Genomic DNA, 18,254 nt, shown 5'->3' on the forward strand with positions numbered 1-18,254 from the left:
AAAAAATATGTTAGATTTAGCAATCATCGGAGGCGGTCCTGCAGGACTTAGCGCGGGACTTTACGCCACTCGCGGCGGACTAAAAAACGTCGTAATGTTTGAAAAAGGTATGCCAGGCGGCCAGATCACGAGCAGCTCTGAGATAGAAAACTATCCCGGCCAAAAAGCTCCTGGCGAGAGCGGCATAGACTTCATGAGCACGTGGGTCGCACAGTGCACACGTTTTGGACTAAAGCACGAGATGGCGGGCGTCGAGCGCGTGGTAAAAAACGCCGACGGCAGCTTCACGGTCAAGCTTGAAGGCGGCAAAGAAGAGCAGGCCAAAGCAGTCATCGTAGCCACCGGCTCCACTCCGCGCCGCGCAGGCTTTGCGGGCGAGGACGAGTTTTTCGGCAGAGGCGTGAGCACGTGCGCGACTTGCGACGGATTTTTCTATAAAAACAAAGAAGTCGCGGTTCTGGGCGGCGGCGATACGGCGATCGAGGAGGCCTTGTATCTAGCCAACATCTGCTCGCGCGTCTATATCATCCACCGCAGAGACGAGTTTCGCGCCGCTCCCGTCACGCTAGAAAAGGCCCGCGCTAACGCTAAAATCGAGTTTATCACGAGCGCCACGATCAAGCAAGCTTATGGCGACAAAGCAGGCCTAGCAGGTCTAATCATAAACACGAAAGATGGCGAGCGCGACCTAAAAGTGCCGGGCGTTTTCGTATTCGTCGGGCTTAACGTAAACAACGACGTCCTCCGTCAAGAAAACGGCGAATTCGTATGCCAGACCGAGGATGGCGGCCAAGTGAGCGTCGATCTAAAGATGCAAACTAGCGTGCCGGGGTTATTTGCCGCGGGCGACATCAGAAAAGACGCGCCAAAACAAGTCATCGTGGCCGCAGGAGATGGCGCAGTAGCGGCCCTTAGCGTGCTTAGCTACATCGAGAGCCTACACTAAGATTTCTCAAATTTAGCCGAGCTTTTCGGCTAAATTTTTTCTTTATACTTCAAATTTTCCCAAATTTACCGAGTTTTGCCTTATCCTTTCAAATTTAGTCAAATTTGCCTTTATTTAAATTTTCCCGCATTTTTCAAATCCCGTGCCACCAAATTCACTCAAATTTAACCGCCCTTTGGCTAATATTTCGCAAATTTGACTTAAGGGATAAATTTGAACAAACTCGCACTTAGCCTCGTCGCTCTTTCCCTCATCGTTTTCGTAAATTTTATTTACGAAAAACTATCCGGCCCCACCCGTTTCGTCGTTACCGCCGATACCAAGATAATCCCCGGTTCGGAACTAAGCAAATACGTAACGCAAGAGGAGATAGACGACTTTGCTTTTAGATACTGGGATATAGATAAACAGATAAAGGACGACGCATTTGCTGAAAATTTCCGCAAGCTTTTAAAATCAAAGCAAACGGATCAAATTTTAAAATTTATGCAAGATAATAACATTAGCGTAGACTCTCCCGTCATAGACGGCGTTACTCCTTTGATGTACGCTAGCTTTTACGACGACGAAGTCACGGCAAAAAGGCTGATAGATATGGGCGTAAACGCTCACACGCAAGATAACTACAAACTCTCGCCTCTAGCCTACGCCATAGAAAACAACTCTACAAAGACCGCTAAGCTGCTACTTGATAGCGGGGTTAAATTTGATGAAGTAAAGGCGGTGCAGTGGTATAGAAAAACTCCTTTTTACTACAATATCGAAAAGCTTATCATAGACGGAGACGATGTAAAGATAATATTTGAAGACAACTATCAAGTTAACAAAGAATCCAAAGACGTAAACGATCCGATAGGATATATAGTAACCCATAACTACGTAGAGATGACCGAGCTTGCCCTTGCTAGCGGGTATAGACCGAAACTAGACGATCATCACAATACGTTTTTTCACGGACTAAGAGACGATTCCGAATTTATGCGATCTTTATATATCTTGCTAGATACTATCCCAAACTACGAACCCATGCTAGAGCTTCTTTTAAAATACGACGTCGTGGGGCAACCTACTAAAGAGGAGCTAAAGAAGGCGTATGAGGAGTGCTATAAAAAGCGCAAGGGATTGATTGATTATAAAGAAAACTATATCTATAAAATGAATCAAGGTAGAGACGAAGAGGCCGAAGAAAAGATACAAAGGACCAATAATAAATACAAATATGCTCCTTATTCGCTACTATATGAAGACGGCCTTTTACAATACAAACCAAAGCCGATAGACCCGAAAAAGATAGAAGAATTTGACAAAGATATAAATTTCTATAATCCGCATTGCCCCGATGAAAATGCTACGTTTAAAGACATTAGGGCTTTTATCAAATGGGCAAACGAAATGGAAAAGCAAGAGGGGATAAATAGCGCTATAGGTAGAGCCGAAAGCGGCATGGCTCAGGTGATTTACGTAGATAGCAACAGAAGTAAATCAGACTCAAACTCAAATTTACAAAGCAAATAGATAAAAGGAGATAAGGCGTCAGCGAAAATTTGAGTTAAATTTGAGCGAATTTAACTCAAATTTCGTTTGACGAGGGTTAAATTTAGCTTCAAATTTAACAGTCCTTAGTCAAATCTAAAGCCAAATTTCGCTCGTCGCCCGGGCAGCAAATCAAATTTACCGCCGAGGCTTAAATTTACTTCGCCGCGGCGGGATCGTTTACGCTTATCACGACGTTTTTCTCATCCAGATAGAGCTTCGCTGCGTCTTTCACGTCCTGCTCGGTGAGCGCATTTACCGCCTTTTCGTACTCGTCCAGGCTCAAAACCTCATCGCCAAAAACCAGCTCGCGCATGAGCGCGCGCGTCCAAAATTCGCCCTGAACGTAGGATTGGCGCATTTTTACGAGCGCTGATTTTTTGAAATTTTGCAGATAGCGTTTGACGTCCGCGCCGCCTTTTAGCTCGGCGACGTTTGATTTTATCTCGCCCAGCACGGCGTTTACGTTATCAGGCGCAGCCGTAAAGCCAAAATGCGCGGTGAAGCTTTCGTACGGATATTTTGCGAGATTCATATGCACGCCCAGGCCGTAAACCTGCCCGCGGTCCTCGCGCACGTCCTCGCGCAACATCATCGAAAGCACCGCAGATAGGGCGTTTACGCGCAGTAACTCTGGGCGCGAATACTTCACGTTTTCGTTTTTCATTATCATCGCGGCGTCGCTTCGCTGCGTGGTTTGGTAGCTTCGCTTAAACTCCCGCTCGCCCAAAATCGTCCTTACGCCGTCATCTACGAAGTTTTCACGCTGTGCGCGTGCGGGTAAATTTGCCAGATATTTTTGCAAAAGCGGCTCGGCTGCGGTCAAATTTAGATCGCCGACCACGATAAAATCATACGAAGCCGCGTTAGTAAATTTCTCTTTCACTATCTTTTTTACGTCGTTCATCTGCAGCTCGTTTATGTCCGCGGCCTCGAGCGGGTTTGTTCGCGGATTGTTTTCGTAGAAAAATCTCGCAAATTCGTCGCGAAATTTGCGCTCGGGCAGATTTTTGGTTTTTTCCAGCTTTTCAAGCTCGTTGATTTTTGTCTTTTTTAGCGCGTTTTCGTCAAATCTAGGCTCGCTAAACTCCAAAAACAGCGCGCGCAAAAGCCACTCAAAGTCCGCACTAGCCGAGCTCGCGCTATATCCTTGTGAAAGCTGATCGATAAATTTACTATAGCTTAGCTGCTTGCCGCTTAGGATTTTAGCCAGATCGTAGTTGCTAAACTCCCCCGCCCCGCTCTCGTTTGAGACCTCTACTGCTAGCGCGCCCTGCTTTGGTTTTGGCAAATTTGACGTGCCGCCGCGACTAACCGCGCTTAGCCAGACGACGTCTTTTTTGGTTTTTACCTCCTTAAATGCCACGCGCGCGCCGTTTGGCAGCTCGTAAAGATAAAAATCAAGCTTTTCGTTATGCTTTTTTGATACGAAATTTTTTGGCTTTAACGCGCCGTAGTCGAAAAGCTCGCTCTTTGCCTGATTTGAGGCTAACGTATCGTAGGGCTTTGCTTCCGCCCAAATTTGATCAAATTTAGCCTCGTTTAGCTTCTCTCCTTTGGCGCTAATAACGTTTAAAGTTTTTGCGTCGATGCCTAGTATCCGCCTAAATTCTGCGTTTACGTCCTCAAGGCTAATGCCCTCAAGCAGCGCCAAGGTAACGTCGCGCAGGTCCTTTTCGCCTAGCAACACGCCGCCGATCCTCGTCGTCTCCTCGATATTTGCCGCAACCACGCTCGAGCGCTTGTTGCCCGCTTGCAGATAGGCATTTTTAGCCGAGTTTATAAAATCTTTTTTCGCGCTTTCAAAGTCAGCCCGGCTAAAGCCAAATTTCTGCACACCCTTTAAAACGCCCGCCAGATCGCTAAGCGCGCCGCTAAAATCATCCTCGACGGCGTTTATCTCAAAGGCGTAAAGCACGTTTTGGTCTTCGATTATCGGCGAGTAAAATCGCCCGCGCAGGGCTAAATTTCGCTGCTCGTATATCATCGCGACTAGATCTGAGATGTAGTTTGCGAGTAAATTTTGCCTGAGCCTTTGGATCTCGTCGTCAAATTTGTACTTTTGCGTGAAGATCAAATTTATAGAGTTTAGCCCGATCTCGGCAGAGTCGTAGTTGTTTACGCTAAAGCCGCTTTTTATAGGGATAGTTTTATCGGGGCTCGCGTAGTCGTTCGTGTTTTTAGCCGAGCTAAAGCTTTGCTTTATCATCTCCTCGATGCGCTTTTTATCAAAGTCGCCGACTACGATAAATTTCATAAATCTAGGCTGATACGTCCGTTCGTAAAAGCCCTTTATGGTCGCTACGTCGACGTTTTTTACGATATTCATATCGCCGATAGGCGACCTTTTAGCGTAGATGCTATCGCCGTATAGCTCTGGCACGCGGTTTTTGATGTAAAATCTATACGCAGGCGTGTTTCTAGCGCGCTCCTCCTCGACGATGATGCCCCGCTCTTTGTCCAGCTCGGCTGCGTCAAAGCTCACGCCGTCGATCCAGTCGCGAAAAACGCGAAAAACGTCCTTTAAATTTTGCTCGTTTACGTGGATTTCCAGCAGATAGCTCGTCTGATCGTAGCTAGTCTGCGCATTTAGATCCGCGCCAAAGGCCACTCCGAGGCTCTCTAGCTTTTTCACCAGCTCGTTTTTGCTAAACTCGCGGCTACCGTTAAAGGCCATGTGCTCGGTAAAGTGCGCCAGCCCAAGCTCGTTTTCGCGCTCGTCGGTCGAGCCGATGTTTACGACTAGATAAAAATATGCCGAATTTGCGGGCTGCTTGTTTTCCTTGACGTAGTATTTTAGCCCGTTTGCTAGCTCGCCGCTGATGATAGCTGGATCCTGGGTCAAATTGAGCTTTTGCGCGGTTTTATCTTTCGCCGTCAAATTTGACGCGCTCAAATTTGCGTCCGCCTGCCGCATTTTAGCCGCCTGCGCAACCGGCGCTTGTTTAGCCAAAACGCTCGCCGCAAAAACGGCTAGAAATAAAAATAAAATTTTCCTCATCGTCGTCCTTTAAATTTAAAAAGTCGATTATATAGCGCGATTTTTAATATTTTTGCCCGCGCGCGGCGAAGGCGGCGGCCGTGCTAAATTTATTTTTTATAAAATTTATGCTAAATTTAGCCCAAATTTTAAAGGATAAATTTTGGTAAAAATAGGAATCCACGGCGCAAGCGGCAAAATGGGACGCATGATCACCCAGTGCCTAAAAGACGAGCCAAACGCGAAACTCGGCGCGGCATATACGATAGAGCCGCTTGACTTTGCGTTGCCCCAGGGCGCTATCCTCACGGACAAATTTGACGAGCTTTTCGCAAACTGCGACGTCGTTATCGATTTTACGATCAAAGAGGGCGCGATAAATCTGCTAAACTACGCTCGCACCGACCCAAAACCGCTAGTCGTCGGCACGACGGGTCTTGGCGAGGACGGCGCGAACCTGCTCAAGCTAGCAAGCGCGGCGATGCCGATACTTTACGCTACCAACATGAGCCTTGGCGTCGCGGTTTTAAACCGATTGGCGGCGCTTGCGTCAAAGGCTTTGCGCGATTTTGACGCCGAGATCGTCGAGCAGCACCACAGACACAAAAAAGACGCTCCAAGCGGCACGGCGCTAACGCTAGGTGAGCGCGTAGCAGCAGCTCGAGGGCTAAATCTAAAAGACGTTTTAGTAACGGGTAGAGACGGCATGGTCGGAGCTCGCAGCAAGGACGAGATCGCGATCCTGGCCGTGCGAGGCGGCGACGTCGTAGGCAGGCATACGGTCGGATTTTACAACGAGGGCGAGTTTATCGAACTAAATCATACCGCAACTAGCCGCGCGACATTTGCCAAAGGCGCGATAAAGGCGGCTATTTGGGTTGCTGGGCAGCAAAGCGGGCTGTACGGGATAGATGATTGCCTTGGGCTGTGAGACAATAACGGCTTATCTCGCGAGCACCTTTGAAAGGGCTTGAAAATTCGGGCTTGCGGCAGACCGCACGTCTAGCCTCGCCCAAATTTTCTGCGCAACTTTCAAATTCATCTCGCGATATTTCGCCTTATTTTTTATGTTAAATTTTGATATTTTCTTGAAAATTACAGAAAATCGGCGGCGATATTTTTGACTTAGGCGAGGCGAAATTTAAATTTTAAGCGTAGGCTAGACATAAAGTCTGCCGAGCTTGAAATTTAAATTTTAACGAAGCATAAGGCAAAAAGATAACGCCCTAAAAAAAGGAAAAAAAATGTGTGCGATAGTTGGAGTAATAAATTCTAAAGACGCTGCGCGAACGGCATACTACGCGCTATTTGCGATGCAACACCGAGGCCAGGAGGCAAGCGGCATCAGCGCATGCGACGAGGGACATATCGAGACCGTCAAGGGTCGCGGGCTCGTGACGGAGGTCTTTAACAAAAAGAGCTTTGAAGCGCTAAAAGGCGACATGGCGATCGGACACAACCGCTACGCCACCGCGGGCAAAAGCTCCGCCGCCGACGCCCAGCCAATCGCGGCAAACTACGCGCTGGGTTCGATCTCGGTCGTACACAACGGCAACCTCGTAAACAAGGACGAAGTCCGCAACGCGCTGATCGCCGAGGGCGCGATATTTCAGACCAACATGGACACCGAAAACATCGTCCACCTCATCGCTAGAAGCCACAGCGAACACCTACAAGACCGTATCGTTGCGGCGCTAAAACAAATCAAAGGCGCCTACTGCCTACTCATCCAGTCGCGTCACAAAATTTTCGCCATCCGCGACCGTTGGGGCGTGAGACCGCTCTCGCTAGGACGTCTAAAAGACGGCGGCTACATCGTAGCTAGCGAGACGTGCGCGTTTGATTTGGTAGGCGCGACTTTTATCCGCGACGTGGAGCCTGGCGAGATGCTGGTTTTCGAGCAGGGCAAAAGCGAGTTTGAGAGCGTGCGTCTTTTTGAAGCGGAGCCTAGGGTTTGTGCGTTTGAGTATATTTATTTCGCGCGCCCCGATAGCGTCATCGAGGGCAAAAGCGTCTACGAAGTGCGCAAGAAAATGGGCGAAACGCTAGCCAAAAAAAGCAAGATCGACGCGGACTTCGTCGTGCCGGTACCAGATAGCGGCACGCCGGCGGCGCTAGGCTACGCAAACGCTAGTGGGATACCGTTTGAGCTAGCTATCGTGCGTAATCACTACGTCGGCCGCACATTTATCGAGCCGACGCAAGAGATGCGCAACCTCAAGGTCAAACTTAAACTAAACCCGATGGCGAGCCTGCTCAAGGGCAAAAGCGTGGTCGTCGTGGATGATAGCATCGTGCGCGGCACGACCTCCAAAAAGATCGTCGAGCTACTTCGTCACGCGGGCGCGAGAGAGATACACTTTAAGGTTGCTTGCCCCGAGCTAAAATACCCTGAACGCTACGGCATCGACACCCCGAGCTTCGAGGAACTCATCAGCGCAAACAAGACACCCGAAGAGGTGTGCGAATATATCGGCGCGGACAGCCTCGAGTTTTTGGACGTGGACGAGCTAGTTAGCAGCATCGGCAGCGAGCGCAAGTACTCGCTGGTTAGCTTTGACGGGGATTATTTTATCAAGTAAATTCGGCTTTTGCCGTTTCAAATTTGACCTATTTTAGTAAATTTGAACTCTCCAAATTTGAGCGGCAAAACCCGCGCCTTGAAAATGCGAATTTTGGTTTTTGACGTTTTTGCCTCAAATTTGGATTTTTGTTGGTTTAAATTTGACAAATTGGCGCCCGAAAATCGCAAATTTAAATTTTAAAATTTGACTTTTGGGCGCCCTGCTACGCAAAAATGAAAATATTTTATCAATATATAAGCAAACGTTGAATATAATTGCGAACTTTAACGTCACGGTAGCTCAGCTGGTTAGAGCGCTGGTCTCATAAGCCGGAGGTCGGGAGTTCAAGTCTCCCCCGTGACACCAACAAGCCCTAAAATACGGGTTTTCTACGATTTTATATCGCATTTCCCTTTCATAAAATATAGCTTAAAGTTTGTAGCAAATTTAAAATTTATGTAGCAAAAATTTAAGCCGTTTGTAATTTTACCATCTTTTTTATAAAAAATTCACAAAAGTAAAAAGAATATTTGTATCCCACTTGGGCACTATTGGTTTGGATTTGTAGTATTTTAGCCCAAGCCGACCGCTCTGGTTCTGCTTGGGCATTCTAGTTTACATATCTACATATCGGATGCGCTGTCGTTCAGACTGGCCTCGTTATTCTTGTTTGTGGTTCCCAACAAAGCCAAAGGAGCGTTTTGCGTAGAGGTACTAGCTGGATAAGTCTCATCAAAGTCTTCGTATATCTTTCTAGCCGATACGCTCCAGTAATCAGTTATTTGAAATTCCTCTATTATAGAGTTTTTACTGGAGAAGAAATTCTTGACTTCCAAGACGTCTTCGTTATCCGTAGTCATCTTTTTCGTGCTTATTAGTAGGTTATTTCCTTTTTGTCTATAAAATAGCCCCTCTTCTAATCCTTGAAAGACGACCCTATCGTTTCCTCCCTTATCGTCTATAATCTTTCTTCCCCCGGTATAGATATATACGTTATCTTCTTTTCCTCCGGTAAGAACCTCTTGTTTGCTTTGAGCTACGGGATAGGTTATGCCAAAGTCCTCGTATATTCTTCTGGCGGTCACCAAAGAGTATTCGCTTAGATCAAAGTCTTCTATGATATGATTGGCTCCTTTAAAGAAGTCTTTTACTTCAAGGACGTTATTATTAGAAGCTGTTATCTTGTTTGCGCTTATCAAAAGATTATCGCCCTTTTTACTGTAGTTTACGCTATAAGTCTTGTTTTTAAAGATAACTTTATCGTATCCTCCGTTGTCGCTTATGGTTACTCTGCCTCCCGCATAGGTATAAACGTTATCTTTTTGTCCTTTATCTACCAGATTATTGTTGCCGCCCTCTGAGGTAAGATGAACGGTATTCATTAGTTTTAAGATATCTTTACGGCTCAATACGCTACCGTTACTTGCAAATTTGATTTGGTCTATAGCATAATCTCCTCCCAGGAAGTGATTTTTGACGTTTATGGTTTGACTAGAGTCTTTATTTACGGTAACTATTAGATCGTTGCCGTCTTTTTTAAATGAGACGTCGTCTTTAGATATACCGTAAGAGAACAATATAGTATCGTTTCCGCCTCCGGTGTTATCTATGGTATCGTTACCGTCTCCCATATTGTATTCATACGTATCGTCGCCTTCTCCGCCTATTAAAAGGTCGTTGCCCGCATCGCCCGATATCGTATCGTTTCCCTCTTTGCCGTAAACGGTATCGTTGCCTCCCCTGGCTATTATGACATTATCTTTGGAGTTGCCAATTATTAAATCGTCGGAGTTAAAACCGCTTATCGTTTCATAAGCATCCACCGAATCATTATTAACAAGAACGGTTTTTCTTATATCCTCAAGACTCAAAGACGAGCCGTCGCTAAATTCTATAGCTTTTATTCCTTGAGAATTGCTATCTATTTCATAGAGCATACCAGAAACCGTAATAGAATCGTCGCTATTTTTAAAGTTTATCTTTAAGTTGCTATATTCCCTAGTTATTAAAAGATCATCTTTAGAAATTCCCTCTTTAAATTTAATAATATCGTTGCCGTCCGCAGATATAATATCGTTACCGTCTCCTTTAGCAAAGACGTAAGTATCCGCCCCTTCTCCGCCGTCAAGCCTATCCGCGCCCTTACCGCCTATTAAAATATCGTCACCTTTATTACCTGCCAGATAATTGCTATCATCGTCGCCGTATATTTCGTCATCCTCATCGCTACCCTCATTGTTTCGCCAAAAATAGCTACTATGTATTATAACGTTATTATTTTTTAAGGCTAGCTGTATGGCTTCTAAATCCATATAAGAACCGTCGCTAAATTCGATCTTATTTATTTTGTATTGCTCGTTTAATATATGGTTATTATCCACAACGTTAAACATACCCGATACGCAAATCGAATCTTTTGTTCCTTTAATAGATACAACAAGATCGCCAACGCCATCCGATGTTCTAACTCTTTTAAATATCAAATCGTCCTTAGTTATATCCTCTTCAAATTTGATAATATCGTTTTGGCCAGAATCGCTATCGTAATTTATGATTTTATCATTGCCGTCTCCTCGTCCAAACACGTAGGTATCGTTTCCGCTGCCTCCTTGCAGCTCGTCATTTCCCTCTCCGCCGATTAAAATATCGTTCCCGTCGCCTCCCGATATAATATCATCTCCTTTATTACCTATTAAGGTATCATTGCCGCCTTTTCCATATAGGTATTCGTTGCCGTCCCCGCCTATGATAGTGTCGTCTGAATTAAAGCCGTAAAAAGTTTTTTGATCCGAGTCGGAAGATATAAGTACTCCTTTTTTTATATCTTCAAGATTCATAGATGAGCCATCGTTAAATTCTATGCCTTTGATACCTTGACTATTACTCTCGTCTTTAAAAACGTCTTTTATTGTAATTGAATCTAACGAGTTCTTTATCGTTAATATCAAACCGTCATCAAAACCGTCTTTTTGATATTCTGATCTCCTGAGTATTAAATCGTCTCGAGTGATCCCTGCCTTAAATTTAATAATATCGTTCCCATCCGCAGATACGGTATCTTGCCCGTCGCCTTTACCGAATAAATACGTATCTTCTCCGCCACCGCCGTAAAGAGCGTCGTTGCCGGTTCCGCCGTCTATGATATCATTACCGTCTTCGCCCTTTATAATATCGTCGCCATCGCCACCCGTTATCGTATCATTACCGCTTCCGCCTTGAATATTGTCGTTACCGTTTCCTCCGTCTATGACATCATCGCCGCTTTCGCCCCAAAGCTCGTCATTACCTTCTCCTCCTATTAGCGTATCGTTACCGCTTTCACCCCAAAGATTATCATTGCCCTCTCCTCCCATCAGCTTATCCTCTCCGTCGCCGCCGTAAAGAGCGTCGTTGCCGGTTCCTCCGTCTATAGTATCGTCACCTTCTCCGCCGTAAATCCTATCGTCTCCTTCGCCTCCCATAAGTATATCGTTGCCGGTTCCTCCGTCTATAGTATCGTCACCTTCTCCGCCGTATACGGTATCATTTAGCGCTCCGCCTTGAATATTATTGTTTCCGCCATTGCCTTTAATGATATTGCTAAAACCGTCATAGCCTCGCATATTATCATTTTCTTCGGTGCCTATTATGTTTAACTTAATGTCTTCAATCTTTAACTTTTCGCCGTTGGCAAATTCAAGGGCTTCTATTTTATTGGCGTTATTGATTTCTCCGGCTAAGATTATATTTTTTATGGTTATAGAGTCGTTTTGCGAATTAGCAAAAGTTAATACAATGTCTCCATAATAACCTTTGCCGATTTTAGTGGCAATCAAATCTTCTTTATTAATGCCTTGCCCGAATTTTATAACGTCCGTTCCACCCCCGTCTATTATCGTATCTTTGCCGTCGCCTTTATTATAGATATATACGTCGTCGCCTATGCCTCCGTTTAGAGTATCGTTACCCGCTCCTCCTATTAAAGTATCGTTACCGCTACCGCTTTCTATTATATCATCTCCTTCTCCGCCGTCCATAGTATCGTTCCAGCCTTGACCGTAGAGCTTATCGTTTCCTTCGTTGCCGCTCATTATATTATGGAAATGAACGTAGCCTATCAAGGTATCGCTCTCATTTGAACCCACTAAAGATAGCTTTTTAATATCTTCAAAGCTTAGCTTTTCACCGTTTTCAAACTCAAAGGTTTCTATTTTATTTTCTTCGGTTACTTTATTGCTAGCGATTATGTCTTTTATGGTTATGGAATCATTTGGGGAGTTTTTAAAGGATATCTTTATATCGCTATACTCTTTGCGGCCGTCAGCATTTACTCGTTCGCTTCGTTTGACAACTATGTCTTGTTTAGAGATACCTTGACCGAATTTGATAGTATCTGCTCCTCCGGTATCATAGATAGTATCGCTTCCGTCGCCTTTATTGTATACGTAAATGTCGTTTCCGTTTCCTCCATCTAGGTAGTCGTTTCCTTTGCCTCCGGTTAGGGTGTCGTCTCCATCATTGGCGTATACGATATTATTCTGATCGTTTCCTATTATGGTGTCTGAGTATACGGAACCGTTTGTTCGTTCTTGATCAGCTCTATTTATCACAAGAGGAGTATTTTTGTATATATCGTCGGTACTCATAAAAGAGCCGTCCGCAAACTCTATTTTATCTATGCCTCTTGAACTTACGGCGTCGCTAAACATATCTTTTACGGTAATAGAATCGTCGGTATCTTTTATTTTTATTAAAAGATCATGCCTATTAGCGCCCGCTCTTTCAAAGATTAGGTCGTTTTTAGTTATGCCTTCTTTAAATTTAATGATATCTGTGCCTTTGGAGTTTTGTTGATTGTAGTAGTATGAAATATTATAATTTCCTTTATCGTCTATATTAAATCGTCCGTAATCGGCGTCTAGCGCATAGATAACGTCTTGTCCGTCCCCTCTTCCAAATACGTAAGTATCTACTCCCGTATTGCCTACTAAGATATCATTTCCTTTACCGCCTTCTAGAGTATCGCTACCTCCTCCGCCGTAAAGCGTATCGTTTCCGTCGTTACCTTTTAGTATATCGTCGGAATAGTATCCTTGGATTATATTATCCTTATCGTCGCCTATCAGGGCAGCTGCCTTTGCTGCGTTTTTGTCTAAAGTAGTTCCGTCGGCAAACCCGAAACTCATACTAGACGACTCAGAGTTAAAAAAATTCATAATAGTTATTTGTTCATTAGTATCCCTTATCGTTACCAATAGACTGCCGCGGCTTTCCGTAAAAGCCACTTCATCTCTATTAATATCCTTAAACTCTACTATATTGCTACCTTGCAAATCATATATAATGTCATTGCCGTCGCCTTTATGGTAGATATATGTATCGTTGCCGGCCCCGCCGTAGATAGTATCGTTTCCTTTTTTGCCGTATATGGTATCGCTAGTAGTGTAACCCCTTAAAACATTATTCTCGTCGTCTCCGGTTAAAGAAAATTGTACGTCATGGATGTTCATAATACTTTCATCCATAAATTTAAAAGCAAAATTAACGTAATCTCTTTGGTAGCTATGCAATACATCTTTTATGGTTATAGTCTCATTGCTCTCTTTTATTTTAATAATTAGGTCATCATTATTTTTTAAGAACTCAATCCCGTCTCGTCCGATATCTTTAAAATATATTATATTATTGCCGTTAAGATCTCGTATAATATCGTTTCCATCTCCTTTTTTGTAAATATAAGTATCGTCGCCTTCTCCTCCCATAAGAGTATCATTGCCTTTTCCGCCTATTAATGTATCATTGCCTTTGTTTGTAATAATAGTATCATTCCCACCCTTTCCATCGATAGTATAGTTGGCGTCAAAAGCCCCCACCAGTTTATCATCGTTATCGGTTGGATTGATTAATAGCGGATCTATAAAGTCTTTTTCCAAGATTTCGCTACCATCCGCAAATACTATCTTGGATATTTTTGAATTTAATTGTGCATAATCGTAAGATAGATAAAAAACATCTTTTACGCATATAGAATTAGCGCCGGCTTTATCGGAAATAATCAAATCACGGTCATTTCTGTTAAATACCAAATCGTTTTTGGTAATATTGTCAGTAAATTTAATTATATTATTGCGGTCATAGTAGTTTTCTATTATAGTATCGTTTCCCCAATTTCTGCCGAATATATAGGTATCATTGCCACTTTCTCCGTATAGTTGATCGTTTCCTCGTCCTCCTATTAGCGTATCGTTGCCTAGATCCCCATGCAAGACGTCATTGCCTTCGTTTCCGTAAATCGTATCATTACCGTTATTTCCATAAAGAATATCATCGCCTCTGCCACCACTTAATGTATCATCTCCGTTACCACCCCAAATTTCATCATTTCCTGATCCCGCATCAAAGGTGTCGTTATCGTCCGTTAGATAAAGCTTGTCGTCTTTATCGGTAGAATTTAGCGGAGTCAGCTCAAGAATTTTATTGAAATCATAAACGGTTCCATCAGCAAACGTTATCGTTCTAACGGTGTTATTTCCTATCGCAGGGTTTACGGAGAAGAAATTTTGGACGGTTATGCTGTCACCGTCTGCTTCGCTACCGCTCTTTATTGATATTATGAGTTTGTCTAACTCTCTTTTAAAGCTCACATCGCCAGGAGCTATGCCTTCTTTAAATTCTATTTTATCGTTACCTGCCGTATCATAGATAGTATCTTTACCGTCGCCTTTAGCAAATGCATATATATCATTTCCGCCTCCACCATAAAGAATATCATTCCCTTTGCCGCCTACTATAAAATTGTTTTCAAAACTTCCATTGATCGTATTGTCATCGTCGGTTCCTTGAATATAGGTATTTAAGCATAGAGATAAGAATTTATTATCACTGCTGCAAAGACTTATCAAGTTTGTTTTTAGAGTTTCCTGAAACACAGGCTTATATGCGCCGGCCTCTCTGACTATATCCATTAAGTTTTTGATTTCGTCATGCCGATTGTCTTTATATAGTTGAGTAAGCTTAGAATTTAAAGCGTCGAATTTATAGCTTGGTTTTACATTATTTTCCAAGCTCATAGTTTCCGTATCCAAATCAATATCGGCATATGTAGTTTGAAGCTCTATCGTTGCGTAGACGTAGTGTTTAAAGACGTCAAATCTTTCTTTGATGATATTGGCAGATATTCTGATATTTTCATCATTAAAGTTTCCGTGCCAAGTAAACGGTTTCCCCGTAATCTTTTCATAAACATTTACCATCCTGCTATCGATGGATATAGTTCTGGAGTTTGGGTCCATATCATTTACCCCAGCCCATTCATAGACTATATCGTTTATGTGTTTCTTTCTATCTTCAGGGTTTAGCATCAGATATAGATTTATCATAGCGGCTAAAGTATCACTCTTGCTTGCCGCTATCTGAAGTGAATTTAGATTTCCGAATGCTTTGACCTGAGGAAGAGATCTTATTTCAAGCGGGATATTTATATCTTCTTCTTTTGTCTTATCCAAATTTACTTTAAACCATACGTCATTGGCATTCAAAACGGAGCCGTCTTTAAGAGTAACTTTAGAGCTTTGCTTTACCGTATTTGAATTCTCATCCATAGCTATCTCTTTATAGTTTAAATCTATGCTTTTGATATTGTTATGGGTAAGTGAGCTAAGCTCTCCTTCGTCTGTTATACCGTTTGAATTTGCATCCTTCCAAATTTTAAGCTTACTAAATATCTCATCCTTTTCATCTATGACATTGTCATTATTTAGATCATAAGCCTTTAAAGCTTCATATCCGTTGGTAGCTTTTTTATCCGTATATCTGTATATGGTATTTGAGATGGTATGATTTCCAAACAGTTCATTTCCGTTATCTATCTTACCGTTACCGTTTTTATCCAGTACCAGTAGTCCGTCATCCTTTTCTATCCAAGCCGTAGCTTCTTTAAAACCATTATTATCATGATCGAAATGCACCGTGTTATTGAGTTTGGTAGATGTTATACCGTTTTTATTGAAATCTATTACTATGGGATCGTATGTTTCGGGAAGATCCTCTTTTGGGTCACGGTCATCGTCCTTTATGGTTACTCCCAACGGAGTTATGGACTTTACCTTTATATTATCCGAGTGGGCATATACGCTCACGCTAACGGCGACATTTATGTCTTCATTGGACGTAGTATTTCCGTTCCAGCTCAGATATGTAGTATCGCCATATACTTTCTTTGAAAAAAGCGCATCATAATACTCCTTCGGGACGTCCCCGTAAAACACATATCTCTCTTCGCCGTTATCGTTTAGGACTTTTACTATCATCCATTCATTTTTTTCCAAGCTTCTATTCAGCTCTATCTTATAACCTTCACTATGTTTTCCGTTACCTTGCTCGGACAAGACCGTTTTGCCCCTTATGCTTATTGCTATATCGTCGGCCTCTAGTAGCGTTATTCCCAGATCGTTGTTGTCTTTATTAAATCCTTTTACGGTGATCTTATTGTTTATTATCAGATCGTTTCCTTCTATTTTATACCAACCGTTCTCCCCGATATAGTATCCCGATTTTTTATCAAACGTTCCTCCGGTATATTGTTTTTGGGTTGCGCTATCAAATATCCTTCCTCTTTTATCGCTATCGTCTATTATATCGCCGTTATTTACGAAATAATCATCTACTCCGGCTCCTCCTATTAAAAGATCTCCTCCCCCGTGTCCTATTAGGATGTCTTTGTTGGCACCTCCGAAGAGGACGTCGGGTTTATCTGAGCCCGATATAAAATGCATTCCGTTTTCGGTTAGAGATCTTGCGTATATAGTACCGTCGCGCATAGTTAGATACATCATACCGTTTTTTATTTCAGGCAGGTCGGTCGTTACACCTCGAAGTTCTTCTATCCTTTCTTTAAGCCATTTATTGATATCTAACTCTGGAGAGCCGGTTGCTTTGTTTATTAGATTTCCGATGCCTATGCCAGTAGTAAATAAACCAATTGCCCCAGATAATGGCTTATTGAAAAACCCTATAGCCAATTCTACACCAAAATCTAATCCAACATCTACTAATGCACCAATCATCATTGAATCAAGACCATCTTTCAGTCCGTCTTGCACGGCAGTAAAACCTATGCCCACACCCTTAAAGGAATTATTCAATTTCCTTATTCCTTCCTTAAGCGCATCTCCTCCTTCTAGTGGGGCTGCTGTTAAAGATGTCAAAATATCATAAACTTTAGCTACATCTTTCATTTTACCAAACTCTTCTATTATCAGCTTGGTTAAACCCGCATTTTTCAAAAGCCTCTCATAAGCTTTATCAAGCTCATGCTTTGCTTTGGCCTCTCTACTGCTTACATCGTTACTCATTGTTAATCCTTTCTATTAAAAATAAACTTTATCTATCTCATCGATATTTATGCCGTGTTTGGATAAAAAATATCCTTTTACTTCCTTATACGCCTCTTTATCGACTATCGTGATCGTGTAGTAGCTGCTATATGAAACACCCCAAAAACTACCGGGTTTGTGATAAGGCTTGTCTATGCGGATAATCGGAAAAGATGAAAATTTTATACCCTTTCCTTCGCTCAAGACAAGGCACATAAAAAACTTAGTCAGTAAATTCCCGACAATATTAAATACAACAAAACCAAGAGCAAAATATGCAACATATGAAGATAGCGTAATGACGTAAATAGCTATAGGCGCTACGGCTAGCCAATAAAGCCAATCCGTAGGTTTTTCACTGCCGATAAAAAACGGTTTATAAATAAACTTCCTTAAATCATCGCGTTTTGAGACAAAAACACTTTTGCCTTTTTCATAAAATTCTATACTGCCGTTTTTTATCTTTAAGGTCGGTTTATCCTTTTTGTAGTACATAAAACTTATTAACACAAAAAATAGTATTAGTAAAAGTATAGCCATACATCCCGCGGCAATATCCACACTGCCGGTATAATCGTAATCGGCACACAAAGCCGCCGCGCCAACCAGTCCAAGTATAAAAGGTATCATTTTTAACAAAATCTGATACGCTTCCTCGTAGTTTTTGAGAACTATCGGCTCTTTATCATAATCTCTCGCAAATTTGCCCGAGCCTGAATTCATCAAATTTGAGTTTTGAAGGTTGCTGTTTAAATTTGAGGTTTGTTCGTTTACCGTATTCAAATTTTACTCCTTTACTATGTTTTATTTACCAGATTCTTCTATGATCAGTTTTGGTTAAACCCGCATTTTTCAAAAGCCTCTCATAAGCTTTATCA

General features: G+C 42.8%; 7 protein-coding genes and 1 tRNA gene. 5 read left to right on the forward strand and 3 right to left on the reverse strand.

The genetic code is table 11. The annotated features are described in order from the left end of the window. Window positions 1–7: 7 nt before the first annotated feature. Complete coding sequence (locus H7R39_RS03930; protein ID WP_185898048.1) at window positions 8–946, forward strand: NAD(P)/FAD-dependent oxidoreductase; 939 nt, start codon at window positions 8–10, stop codon at window positions 944–946. A 213-nt stretch (window positions 947–1,159) separates the two neighbouring features. Next, complete coding sequence (locus H7R39_RS03935) at window positions 1,160–2,461, forward strand: ankyrin repeat domain-containing protein (RefSeq protein WP_185898049.1); 1,302 nt, start codon at window positions 1,160–1,162, stop codon at window positions 2,459–2,461. Between the two features lie 175 nt (window positions 2,462–2,636). Here H7R39_RS03935 and H7R39_RS03940 read toward each other — a convergent pair whose 3' ends face one another. Further along, the gene (locus tag H7R39_RS03940) at window positions 2,637–5,480 is read right to left on the reverse strand and encodes a M16 family metallopeptidase (protein WP_185898050.1); all 2,844 of its coding nucleotides are present in this window, start codon (window positions 5,478–5,480) and stop codon (window positions 2,637–2,639) included. 142 nt (window positions 5,481–5,622) lie between these two features. Between H7R39_RS03940 and dapB the strand changes: the two genes are divergently transcribed. The 3 genes from dapB to H7R39_RS03955 all read left to right on the forward strand — a co-directional run bounded on the left by dapB (window position 5,623) and on the right by H7R39_RS03955 (window position 8,389). After that, window positions 5,623–6,390 (forward strand): 4-hydroxy-tetrahydrodipicolinate reductase, encoded by a 768-nt coding sequence (gene dapB, locus H7R39_RS03945; RefSeq protein ID WP_185898051.1) that lies wholly within the window; start codon window positions 5,623–5,625, stop codon window positions 6,388–6,390. A gap of 313 nt (window positions 6,391–6,703) precedes the next feature. Then, window positions 6,704–8,041 (forward strand): amidophosphoribosyltransferase, encoded by a 1,338-nt coding sequence (purF, locus tag H7R39_RS03950; RefSeq protein WP_185898052.1) that lies wholly within the window; start codon window positions 6,704–6,706, stop codon window positions 8,039–8,041. Window positions 8,042–8,312: 271 nt separating this feature from the next. Beyond that, window positions 8,313–8,389, forward strand: a tRNA-Met gene (locus tag H7R39_RS03955). A 257-nt stretch (window positions 8,390–8,646) separates the two neighbouring features. Here the strand turns inward: H7R39_RS03955 and H7R39_RS03960 are convergent. Together H7R39_RS03960 and H7R39_RS03965 are read right to left on the reverse strand one after the other, a co-directional pair. After that, on the reverse strand, window positions 8,647–17,355 hold the full coding sequence (locus H7R39_RS03960; protein ID WP_185898053.1) for a calcium-binding protein: 8,709 nt from the start codon (window positions 17,353–17,355) through the stop codon (window positions 8,647–8,649). 15 nt (window positions 17,356–17,370) lie between these two features. Then, the gene (locus tag H7R39_RS03965) at window positions 17,371–18,159 is read right to left on the reverse strand and encodes a hypothetical protein (RefSeq protein ID WP_185898054.1); all 789 of its coding nucleotides are present in this window, start codon (window positions 18,157–18,159) and stop codon (window positions 17,371–17,373) included. Window positions 18,160–18,254: the final 95 nt, after the last annotated feature.

Origin of the sequence: Campylobacter massiliensis (assembly GCF_014253065.1) — a bacterium.
GTDB classification, from domain to species: Bacteria; Campylobacterota; Campylobacteria; order Campylobacterales; family Campylobacteraceae; genus Campylobacter_A; species Campylobacter_A massiliensis.